Origin of the sequence: Pseudomonas putida (assembly GCF_001941965.1) — a bacterium.
GTDB classification, from domain to species: Bacteria; Pseudomonadota; Gammaproteobacteria; order Pseudomonadales; family Pseudomonadaceae; genus Aquipseudomonas; species Aquipseudomonas putida_L.
Genome location: NZ_MKZO01000025.1, coordinates 314,034 through 324,755, shown reverse-complemented (window position 1 = coordinate 324,755; position 10,722 = coordinate 314,034). Strand labels below are relative to the sequence as shown.

At 64.7% G+C, this 10,722-nt stretch carries 10 protein-coding genes and 3 tRNA genes; all 13 read right to left on the bottom strand.

The genetic code is table 11. The annotated features are described in order from the left end of the window. Nucleotides 1-33: 33 nt before the first annotated feature. Nucleotides 34-801, bottom strand: coding sequence for a thioesterase II family protein (locus PSEMO_RS15905; protein WP_075803929.1), 768 nt, complete (start codon nt 799-801; stop codon nt 34-36). A gap of 307 nt (nt 802-1,108) precedes the next feature. After that, nucleotides 1,109-1,185, bottom strand: a tRNA-Asp gene (locus tag PSEMO_RS15900). 98 nt (nt 1,186-1,283) lie between these two features. Beyond that, nucleotides 1,284-1,360 (bottom strand) — tRNA-Asp (locus tag PSEMO_RS15895). Between the two features lie 78 nt (nt 1,361-1,438). After that, nucleotides 1,439-1,514 (bottom strand) — tRNA-Val (locus PSEMO_RS15890). Nucleotides 1,515-1,801: 287 nt separating this feature from the next. Beyond that, a complete protein-coding gene (locus PSEMO_RS15885) occupies nt 1,802-2,575 on the bottom strand; it encodes an SDR family oxidoreductase (RefSeq protein WP_075803928.1) in 774 nt (257 codons plus the stop codon). Beyond that, nucleotides 2,572-3,783 carry an O-succinylhomoserine sulfhydrylase gene (locus tag PSEMO_RS15880; protein ID WP_075803927.1) on the bottom strand — a complete coding sequence of 404 codons (1,212 nt, stop codon included), beginning with the start codon at nt 3,781-3,783 and terminating at the stop codon, nt 2,572-2,574. Before PSEMO_RS15880 ends, PSEMO_RS15885 begins: the two co-directional genes overlap by 4 nt. Before the next feature lie 15 nt (nt 3,784-3,798). Further along, entirely contained in the window at nt 3,799-5,304 is a 1,506-nt protein-coding gene (gene purF, locus PSEMO_RS15875) for an amidophosphoribosyltransferase (protein ID WP_075803926.1), read from the bottom strand. A gap of 41 nt (nt 5,305-5,345) precedes the next feature. After that, on the bottom strand, nt 5,346-5,900 hold the full coding sequence (locus tag PSEMO_RS15870; RefSeq protein ID WP_075803925.1) for a CvpA family protein: 555 nt from the start codon (nt 5,898-5,900) through the stop codon (nt 5,346-5,348). Nucleotides 5,901-6,000: 100 nt separating this feature from the next. Continuing rightward, nucleotides 6,001-6,690: an SPOR domain-containing protein gene (locus PSEMO_RS15865; RefSeq protein WP_075803924.1), complete on the bottom strand. Its 690-nt coding sequence runs from the start codon at nt 6,688-6,690 to the stop codon at nt 6,001-6,003. A gap of 4 nt (nt 6,691-6,694) precedes the next feature. Next, complete coding sequence (gene folC / locus PSEMO_RS15860; RefSeq protein ID WP_075803923.1) at nt 6,695-7,981, bottom strand: bifunctional tetrahydrofolate synthase/dihydrofolate synthase; 1,287 nt, start codon at nt 7,979-7,981, stop codon at nt 6,695-6,697. After that, nucleotides 7,978-8,898: an acetyl-CoA carboxylase, carboxyltransferase subunit beta gene (gene accD / locus PSEMO_RS15855; RefSeq protein ID WP_075803922.1), complete on the bottom strand. Its 921-nt coding sequence runs from the start codon at nt 8,896-8,898 to the stop codon at nt 7,978-7,980. Before accD ends, folC begins: the two co-directional genes overlap by 4 nt. 244 nt (nt 8,899-9,142) lie before the next feature. Continuing rightward, entirely contained in the window at nt 9,143-9,763 is a 621-nt protein-coding gene (locus tag PSEMO_RS15850; RefSeq protein WP_075803921.1) for a phosphoribosylanthranilate isomerase, read from the bottom strand. Nucleotides 9,764-9,799: 36 nt separating this feature from the next. Continuing rightward, complete coding sequence (gene truA / locus PSEMO_RS15845; RefSeq protein WP_075803995.1) at nt 9,800-10,681, bottom strand: tRNA pseudouridine(38-40) synthase TruA; 882 nt, start codon at nt 10,679-10,681, stop codon at nt 9,800-9,802. Nucleotides 10,682-10,722: the final 41 nt, after the last annotated feature.

The window sequence follows — 10,722 nt, the reverse complement described above, 5'->3', positions numbered from 1 at the left end:
CCGGCGCTGAACCGACGCGTGTGTCGCGTGGGCTCAGCCGGTGGCTTTGGCGGGCTGGCGGCCGGCGCGGTTGCGCCAGCGGGACAGGTGTTCCTCGGCGTAGCGGCGGATCTGCCGGAGCAACTGGGCCTGTTCGTCGATCAGGTAGAAGTGATGGCCTTCGAACATGTCGAGGGAGAAACCGGTGCAGGTGTCTTCCTGCCAGTCCAGCAACTCCTCGACCTTGACCGTGTCGCGCTTGCCGCCGAACACGTGGATCGGCAGGTCCAGCGGCTCGCGCTGGCCGTAGCTGAAGCTGCCGCAGACCAGGAAGTCGGCGCGCAGGATCGGCAGGATCAGTTCCAGCAGTTCCTCGTTGGCCAGCACGCCTTCGCTGGTGCCGCCGAGTTCGCGCAGGCGGGCAATGAGTTCGGCGTCGGTCTTGGCGATGGCGTACTCGCTGACATCGCGGCGCGCCGGGCCGGCGGTGGCCGAGGCGAACAGCGCCAGCGGTGCTGGCAGGCCGCGCTCGCGCAGCACATGGGCCAGCTCGAAGCCCAGCAGGCCGCCGAGGCTATGGCCGAAGATCGCGTAGGGGCGGTTCAGCTCGACGGCGATTTCGTCGGCCAGCAGGTTGGCCAGGGCGGCCATATCGGTGTGCAGCGGTTCGTCCATGCGCATGCCGCGACCGGGCAGCTCCAGCGGGCGGATGCTCAGCCAGGCGGGCAGCTTGTGCTTCCACGGGCTGTAGCAGGTGGCGCTGGCGCCGGAATAAGGCAGGCAGAACAGGGTCAGGCCGGATGCGTCGCGTTCGATGCCCATTTTTCGTTTTCCTGTAGGTGCACGCCCCGGCCATGACAACGGCCGGGCTTGTCTCCCAGAAGAACGGATGGCATGTGGAAATAATTAGTCCATCTGCCCACAGGCATGACTCAGGGGCCTCATCGCTGGCAAGCCAGCTCCCACAGGGATTGCGTGCACCGCTGGACCTGTGGGAGCTGGCTTGCCAGCGATGAGGCCCTCAAGAACAACAGAAAAGGAAAAAGAGAAACACCAGAAACGAAAAAAGCGACCCTAAGGTCGCTTTCTTCGTTTTGCTTCGAGGAGTTCAAGGGCCTCGAGGCGGATATGGCGCAGCGGACGGGACTCGAACCCGCGACCCCCGGCGTGACAGGCCGGTATTCTAACCGACTGAACTACCGCTGCGTATCGCACAGACTTTCGTCTGCTTGAAACTGGGATCTGGCCTGAAGGCTTCGGTACCTTCTGACCTCAAACCGGTCATGGACCGATCTGGAGAAAAGTGGCGCAGCGGACGGGACTCGAACCCGCGACCCCCGGCGTGACAGGCCGGTATTCTAACCGACTGAACTACCGCTGCGCGATGTGGACTTGCGTCCTGTTCCTCTCTGGTAGACCGTTTCTTTCGAAGCGATCCGGGTCAGGAACTCTCAGGAAGTGGTGGGTGATGACGGGATCGAACCGCCGACCCTCTGCTTGTAAGGCAGATGCTCTCCCGGCTGAGCTAATCACCCAATCTCATCAAACCTAACTTTCAAACTTCTTCACCGCTTTCGCTGTGTTTCCGCTGTGTTACGTTTGCTTCGCTGAGGCCGCGAAATTTACGCAGGTAACGAACCTAAGTCAATAGCCCCATTGAAGTTTTTTTTCAAAAAGGGCATTTTTTAGCTTCAAGCTTCAAGCTTCAAGCTGCAAGCCGTAAGCTGCAAGCAAGGGCAAAAGCAGCACGCGTGGTTTCGAAGACAGGTGAAATTGAACAGGTAACGCATATTGCTTGAAGCTTAGAGCTTGAAGCTTGCCGCTAGCAGTAGATCATCTTCCGCGTCATACCGCCGTCGACGATGAACTCCTGACCGGTGACGAACCCGGCATTCTTCGACAGCAACCAGGCCACCGCCGCCGCCACATCCTCCACCGTCCCCACCCTGCCCGTCGGATGCTGGGCATGGTCGGCTTCGCTCAGGGGCTCGGCACGTCGCGCCGAAGGATCACGGGCATCGATCCAGCCGGGGCTGACGGCATTGACCCGGATCTCCGGGCCCAGGCTCATGGCCAGGGCATGGGTCAGGGCCAGCAGGCCGCCCTTGCTCGCCGCATAGGCCTCGGTATCCGGCTCGGACTGGCGGGCACGGGTCGAGGTCAGGTTGACGATGGCCCCGCAATGCGCACGCAGGTAAGGCGCGCAGTGCTTGGCCAGGAGCATCGGCCCGCTCAGGTTGACCGCCATGACACGGTTCCAGTGAGCCAGGCTGAGGCTTTCAAGGGTGGTGTTGTGCGGGTCGGCGATCGCCGCGTTGCACACCAGTGCATCGAGGCGACCGAACTGACCGAGGACTTCCGCGACCGCAAGGGTCACCTGGACTTCATCGGACACATCCATGCCGACGAACCAGGCGTTGTCGCCCAGCACCTTGGCGACCTTGGCCCCGCGCACGCGGTCAAGGTCGGTGAGGACCACCTGCCAGCCCTCGGCGATCAGCCAGGCAGCGATGCCCAGGCCGATGCCGCGGGCGGCGCCGGTGACCAGCGCCACGCGACCGTTATGGCTGTTCTCGGCAACCGACCAGTCGATCACAGCGCCGCCAGGCCACGGGCGAGGTCGGCCTTGAGGTCGGTCACGTCTTCCAGGCCCACCGCGACACGAATCAGGCTGTCGCGGATCCCGGCCGCCTCACGCTCCTGCGGCGACAGACGGCCGTGGGAGGTGGTGCCCGGGTGGGTGATGGTGGTCTTGGCGTCACCGAGGTTGGCGGTGATCGAGATCAGCCGGGTAGCATCGATAAAGCGCCAGGCACCCTCTTTGCCGCCCTTGACCTCGAAGCTCACGACCGCGCCGAAGCCCTTCATCTGGCGCTTGGCCAGTTCGTGCTGCGGATGGCTTTGCAGCCCGGCGTAGTGCACCTTCTCGATACCGTCCTGCTGCTCCAGCCATTCGGCCAGTTCCTGGGCATTGGCGCAGTGGGCGCGCATACGCAGGTTCAGGGTTTCGAGGCCCTTGAGGAAGATCCAGGCGTTGAACGGGCTCAGCGAAGGGCCGGCGGTGCGGATAAAGCCGACCACTTCCTTCATCTGCTCGCTGCGACCGGCAACCACGCCGCCCATGCAACGGCCCTGACCATCGATGAACTTGGTCGCCGAGTGCATGACGATGTCCGCCCCCAGTTGCAGCGGCTGCTGCAGCGCCGGGGTGCTGAAGCAGTTGTCCACCACCAGTTGGGCGCCCTTGGCGTGGGCGATTTCCGCCAGTGCGGCGATATCGACCAGTTCGGCCAGCGGATTCGATGGCGATTCAACAAAGAGCAGCTTGGTGTTGGCCTTGAACGCCTGCTCCCAGGCACTCAGGTCAGCCAGCGGCACGTAGTCCACCTGGATGCCGAAGCGCTTGAAGTACTTCTCGAACAGGCTGATGGTCGAACCGAACACGCTCTGCGAAACCAGCACATGGTCGCCGGCGCTGCAGAAGGACATGACCGTGGCGAGGATCGCCGCCATGCCGGTGGAGGTGGCGACCGCCTGCTCGGCGCCTTCCAGGGCGGCGATGCGCTCCTCGAAAGCCCGTACGGTGGGGTTGGTGTAACGCGAATAGACGTTGCCTGGAACCTCGCCGGCGAACCGCGCCGCGGCATCGGCCGCGGTACGGAACACGTAGCTGGAGGTGAAGAACAGCGGGTCGCTGTGCTCACCTTCCGGCGTGCGATGCTGGCCGGCGCGTACCGCCAGCGTATCGAAAGCGACCCCGTCGAGGTCGCTGTCCAGGCGCCCGGCATCCCATTCCAATGTCATGCCGTTGCTCCTATATCAGTTGTTGTGGAGGTCGATGATCGCGCTGACCGCCTGGTTCTTGGCTTTCGCGAGGTCGTTGCGGGCCCGCTCGATGCGTTCCAGGTAGGCTGCGTCGACGTCGCCGGTGACGTACTGGCCGTCGAATACCGCGCAGTCGAAGTGCTCGATCTTGATCTTGCCGCCACCAACCGCTTCGATCAGGTCAGGCAGGTCCTGGTAGACCAGCCAGTCGGCACCGATCAGATCGGCGACGTCCTGGGTGCTGCGGTTGTGAGCGATGAGCTCGTGGGCGCTCGGCATGTCGATGCCGTAGACGTTGGGGAAGCGCACGGCCGGGGCGGCCGAGCAGAAGTAGACATTCTTGGCGCCGGCTTCACGGGCCATCTGGATGATCTGCTTGCAGGTGGTGCCACGGACGATGGAGTCGTCCACCAGCATCACGTTCTTGCCGCGGAATTCCAGCTCGATGGCGTTGAGCTTCTGGCGTACGGATTTTTTCCGCGCAGCCTGGCCCGGCATGATGAAGGTCCGGCCGATGTAGCGGTTCTTGACGAAGCCTTCGCGGAACTTCACGCCCAGGTGGTTGGCCAGCTCCAGGGCCGCGGTGCGGCTGGTGTCCGGGATCGGGATGACCACGTCGATGTCGTGGTCAGGGCGCTCGCGCTGGATCTTCTCGGCCAGTTTCTCGCCCATGCGCAGGCGCGCCTTGTATACCGAGACGCCGTCGATGATGGAGTCCGGACGGGCCAGGTAGACGTGTTCGAAGATGCACGGCGAGAGTTTCGGGCTGGTCGCGCACTGACGGGTGTGCAGCTTGCCTTCCTCGGTGATGTACACCGCTTCGCCCGGCGCGAGGTCGCGGATCAGGGTGAAGCCGAGGACGTCCAGGGACACGCTTTCCGAGGCGATCATGTACTCGACGCCTTCGTCGGTGTGACGCTGGCCGAAGACGATCGGGCGGATGCCGTTCGGGTCACGGAAGCCGACGATGCCGTAGCCGGTGATCATGGCGACGACCGCGTAGCCGCCCACGCAGCGGTTGTGCACGTCGGTGACCGCGGCGAATACGTCTTCCTCGGTCGGTTGCAGCTTGCCACGCACCGCCAGCTCATGGGCGAAGACGTTGAGCAGGACTTCCGAGTCGGAGTTGGTGTTGACGTGGCGCAGGTCGGACTCGTAGATCTCCTTGGCCAGCTGTTCGACGTTGGTCAGGTTGCCGTTGTGCGCCAGGGTGATGCCGTACGGCGAGTTGACGTAGAACGGCTGGGCCTCGGCCGAGGTCGAGCTGCCCGCGGTTGGATAGCGCACGTGGCCGATGCCCATGTGGCCGACCAGGCGCTGCATATGGCGCTGCTGGAAGACGTCACGGACCAGGCCGTTGTCCTTGCGCAGGAATAACCGGCCATCATGGCTGGTCACGATACCGGCAGCGTCCTGGCCGCGGTGCTGGAGGACCGTAAGCGCGTCATACAGCGCCTGATTGACGTTCGACTTACCGACGATACCGACGATGCCACACATGCGACGCAACCCCTACTTAATGAAACTGGATTGAACGGTGCTCACGGGACTTTTGGCCCCAGGAGCTGTTCCTTGAACGGAATATCAGCGGGAGCGCTGATTCCGCTGGCTAGCCACTGGCTGGTCAACCCCAGGATGAGGTTCTTCGACCAGTCAGCCACCAATAGAAATTGTGGCAAGAGTCGCGACTCCTGCCACCATGGATCCTGTTGTACCGGCCCCAGGCTCAACAGCCCGACGGCCACGACGACGAGCAGTGCACCCCGGGCAGCGCCGAAGGCCATGCCGAGGAAGCGGTCGGTCCCGGACAGTCCGGTGACGCGAATCAGCTCGCCGAGCAGAAAATTGATCATCGCCCCGACCAGCAGGGTGGCGACGAAGACGATGGCGCAGCCGCCGATGACCCGGGCGGACGGTGTCTGGATATAGGCGTCGAGGTACTGCGCGGCGGAGCCGCCGAACATCCACGCCATCGCACCGGCGACGATCCAGGTAAGCAGGGACAGAGCTTCCTTGACGAAGCCGCGCTTGAGACTGATCAGCGAAGAAATGGCGATGATCGCGAGAATCGCCCAGTCGACCCAGGTAAATGCCACGGTGTTGCCTGCAAACGGTTGAGGCGGCGCATTTTACCAGAGCGGAAGACTATGGGTAAGCGGTGATTTGCCGTCCGGCGCAGGCGCTGGACGGCAGGTTTCAGCCACGTTCAGGCTGGAAACGGACAACGAAGCCCTTGAGCTTCTGCTGGCGGCTGATGACATCGCGCAGGCGCTCGGCTTCGGCACGCTCGATCAGCGGGCCGACGAACACCCGGTTCATGCCGTCGGCAGAGCGGATATAGGCGTTGTAGCCCTGGCTGCGCAGGGTTTTCTGCAGGGTATCGGCACTGGCGCGGTTGGACAGGCTGGCCAGCTGGACCGACCAACTGACCGGCAGGCCATTCGGGTCGACCTTGTTGGCGCTGGCCTGGGCGGGCGCCGGCGCTTGTGCTGCCGGTTTGGCCGGAGCCGGGGTCGCCGCGACTGCCGGAGCAGGCTTGGCCGCAGGTTGCGGGGTCGGTACCGGGGTGGCCGGCTTCGGCGCTTCCTGCTGGACAACCGGCTGCTGGGCAGGCGCCTGCTGCACCGGGGCAATCGGCGTGCTCGGCGCCGTCTGCGGCTGGGCCGCGACGCTTTCGTCCGGGATCACCTGGGGCTCGGGCACCTGCACCGGTTCGACCTGCACCTGCGGCAAGGCCGGTACGGCAGGCGCCGCCGGCGCCTCGACCTTGACCTGACGCAGCTCGTCTTCCTTGGTGAACAGCATCGGCAGGAAAATCACCGCCAGTGCAATCAGCACCAGCGCCCCGACCATGCGTTGTTTCATGACCTTGTCCAGCCCCGCCATTGGCTCAGTCCTCCCTGGCCTGCCGGTCCAGCCACTCGAGGGCCTCGCCGACACAGAAAAATGATCCGAACAGCAGGATCTCATCGTCCGCCGTCGCCTGCGCGCACTGCCCTTCCAGGGCCTGTGCGACGCTGGAGTATGACTGCGCCGCAGCACCAAGGTTCTCCAGTGCCACCTGCAACTCCGCGGCCGGACGACTGCGCGCAGTCTCCAGTGTAGCTACCGCCCAGTGACGAACGTGCGGCAGCAGCGGACGAATCACGCCATCGAGGTCCTTGTCGGAGAGCAGGCCGAATACCGCCAGGCGCTGGCCTGCGACCGGACGTGCCGCCAGGCGCTCGGCCAGGTACTCGGCGGCATGCGGGTTGTGGCCCACGTCGAGGAGGATATTCAGGCGCTTGCCGCGCCAGTCGAACTGGCGGCGATCCAGGCGACCGACGATCCGCGCCGCCTGCAGGGCCTGGGCCACCACCGCCGCATCCCACGGCAGGTCCATCAGCAGATAGGTCTGCAGGGCGAGCGCGGCGTTTTCCATCGGCAGGTCCAGCAGCGGCAGGTCGCGCAACTCGACTTCAGCCCCGCGTACATCGACACCGCGCCATTGCCAGCACTGCTCGGTGTAGGCCAGGTCGAAATCGCGACCGCGCAGGAAGAACGGGCAGTTCAGCTCGCGGGCCTTGTCCAGCAGTGGTTGCGGAGGATTCAGGTCGCCGCACAGCGCCGGGCGGTCCTGGCGGAAGATCCCGGCTTTCTCGAAGGCCACGGACTCACGGGTGTTGCCCAGCCAGTCGGCATGGTCGACACCGATGCTGGTGACCACGGCAAGGTCGGCGTCCACCAGGTTGACCGCATCCAGGCGCCCGCCCAGGCCCACTTCCAGGACCACGGCGTCCAGCGCCGAGCGACTGAACAGCCAGAAGGCCGCCAGCGTGCCCATTTCGAAGTAGGTCAGGGAGATTTCGCCACGGGCCGCCTCGACGGCAGCGAAGGCCTCGCAGAGCTGTGCGTCGCTGGCATCGAGGCCATCGAGCTGCACCCGCTCGTTGTAGCGCAGCAGGTGCGGCGAGCTGTAGACCCCGACCTTAAGCCCCTGCGCCTTGAGCAGCGCAGCGATGAAGGCGCAGGTCGAACCCTTGCCGTTGGTGCCGGTGACGGTCACCACCCGAGGCGCCGGCTTGCCCAGCCCGAGCCGGGTCGCTACCTCGCGGGAGCGCTCCAGGCCCATGTCGATGGCCGACGGGTGCAACTGCTCGAGGTAGGCGAGCCATTCGCCAAGGGTACGTTGGGTCATACGGTGGCAGGCGCCGGCGGTACGACCACGGCATCGATGGCCGAAGGCACGTATTTCGGCGAAGGCTTGCCGGTCATCTGGGCCAGGATGGTGGCCAGGCGCGAACGCAGTTCGGCGCGGTGGATGATCATGTCGATGGCGCCGTGCTCCAGGAGGAACTCGCTGCGCTGGAAGCCTTCCGGCAGTTTTTCACGCACGGTCTGCTCGATGACGCGTGGGCCGGCAAAGCCGATCAGCGCCTTCGGCTCACCGACGATGACGTCGCCGAGCATCGCCAGGCTGGCGGAAACGCCGCCGTAGACCGGGTCGGTCAGTACGGAGATGAACGGGATGCCTTCTTCGCGCAGGCGCGCCAGGGCAGCGGAGGTCTTGGCCATCTGCATCAGGGAGATCAGCGCTTCCTGCATGCGCGCACCGCCGGAAGCGGAGAAGCAGACCATCGGGCAGCGGTTTTCCAGGGCGTAGTTGGCGGCGCGAACGAAGCGCTCGCCGACCACGGCACCCATCGAGCCACCCATGAAGGAGAATTCGAAGGCGCTGACCACGATCGGCATGCCCATCAGGGTACCGCTCATGGAGATCAGGGCGTCTTTCTCGCCGACCGATTTCTGCGCGGCGACCAGGCGGTCCTTGTACTTCTTGCCGTCGCGGAACTTCAGGCGGTCCACCGGCTCCAGCTCGGCACCCAGCTCGTTACGGCCTTCCGGGTCGAGGAAGATGTTCAGGCGGGTGCGTGCACCGATGCGCATGTGGTGGTTGCACTTGGGGCAGACGTCCAGGGTCTTTTCCAGTTCCGGACGGTACAGCACGGCTTCGCAGGACGGGCACTTGTGCCACAGGCCTTCGGGAACCGAACTCTTCTTCACCTCGGAACGCATGATCGATGGAATCAGTTTGTCTACTAACCAGTTGCTCATGCTTTATTTCTCCAGTAGCGGCGGCCGGCAGGCATTGGTTGGGTGCCGGGTCGCGCGTATGCCCTTGAGCTTCAAAAATGTTTCGGGAAAACCGGGCGCATCCCCGGGCGCGCTGGGTGCGCTGGCCCGGACGGCGTGCGACCGCTCGTCAATTCGTATGGCCGGCCCACGGGCCTGACCTGGCAGCACTCGGCTGCGAAAGTTATGGACGATGCCTTGTCGGCCGCCGTCACATCGACACGCATCACGCGCCGCGTACCGCAGCGAGGAAGGCGTCGATCCGCGCCGCGTCCTTGATGCCCTTGGCCTGCTCGACGCCGCCGCTGACATCCACCGCATACGGCCGCACCTGGGCGATGGCCGTGGCGACGTTGTCCGGGGACAGGCCACCGGCGAGGATGATCGGCTTGCTCAGGTGTTCCGGCACCAGCTTCCAGTCGAAGGCTTCGCCGGTACCGCCGGGCACGCCGGCCACGTAGGTATCCAGCAGAATCCCGCTGGCCCGGGCGTAGCGTTTGCACTCGGCTTCCAGGTCATCCCCGGCACGCACGCGCAGTGCCTTGATCCAGGGCCGGTTGTAGCCTTCGCAGTCGTCCGGGGTTTCGTCGCCGTGGAATTGCAGCAGGTCCAGCGGCACTGCCTCGAGGATTTCGTTGAGCTCGCAGCGGCTGGCGTTGACGAACAGGCCCACGGTGGTCACGAACGGCGGCAGCGCAGCGATGATTTCCCGCGCCTGCTGCACGGTCACTGCCCGCGGACTCTTGGCGTAGAACACCAGGCCGATGGCGTCGGCTCCCGCCTGGGCCGCGGCCAGCGCGTCTTCCACGCGGGTAATCCCGCAGATCTTGCTGCGAACGGCAGACATGGGCAGCGAATCTCCAGAGGGCGAAAGTCCCGGATGTTAGCAAATGACTGTCGGGTCGTCAGCCGTCGGGAACTCGAAACCGGTGAGGAAATGCGGGCCGATGAAACGTTCGGGCAACACGAACTCCTCCGGGTACTCCACTTGCACCAGATAGAGGCCGAACGGATGCGCAGTGGCCGCGGCCTGGCGGCGATCGAGGCTGGCCAGAATCTCCGCCGCCCAGCCGATCGGGCGCTCGCCGGCACCGATGGTCATCAGCACCCCGGCGATATTGCGCACCATATGGTGGAGGAAGGCGCTGGCGCGGATATCCAGGACGATCATCTTGCCGTGGCGGGTAACGCGCAGGTGGTGGATGGTCTTGATCGGCGACTTGGCCTGGCACTGGCCTGCACGGAAGGCGCTGAAGTCGTGGGTGCCGAGCAGGCAGCGGGCGGCCTCGGCCATGCGCTCGACATCCAGCGGCCGGTGGTTCCAGGTGACCTGGTCGCCGAGGTGGGCCGGGCGGATCTGGTCGTTGTAGATCACGTAGCGGTAGCGCCGGGCAAACGCCTTGAAGCGCGCATGGAAGTGCGCTGGCATCTCCTGCGACCAGGACACGCTGATGTCGTGGGGCAGATGGCTGTTGGCGCCCATGGTCCAGGCCTTGGGGTTGCGGATGGCGCGGGTGTCGAAGTGCACCACCTGGCCGCTGGCATGGACACCGGCATCGGTGCGCCCGGCGCATTGCACGGTGATCGGCTCGTCGGCCACTTTCGACAGGGCTTCCTCGAGGGTCTGCTGCACGCTGATCACGCCATCGCCCTGGCGCTGCCAGCCGCGGTAGCGGGTGCCTTTGTATTCAACGCCCAGGGCGATTCGGTAAAAGCCTTCGGCGGCCACTTCGGACGCCGCGGTATCGATGATTTCCAAGGGGATAACAGCCTGTCGGTTACGCAATGGCGCGGATTATAACGACA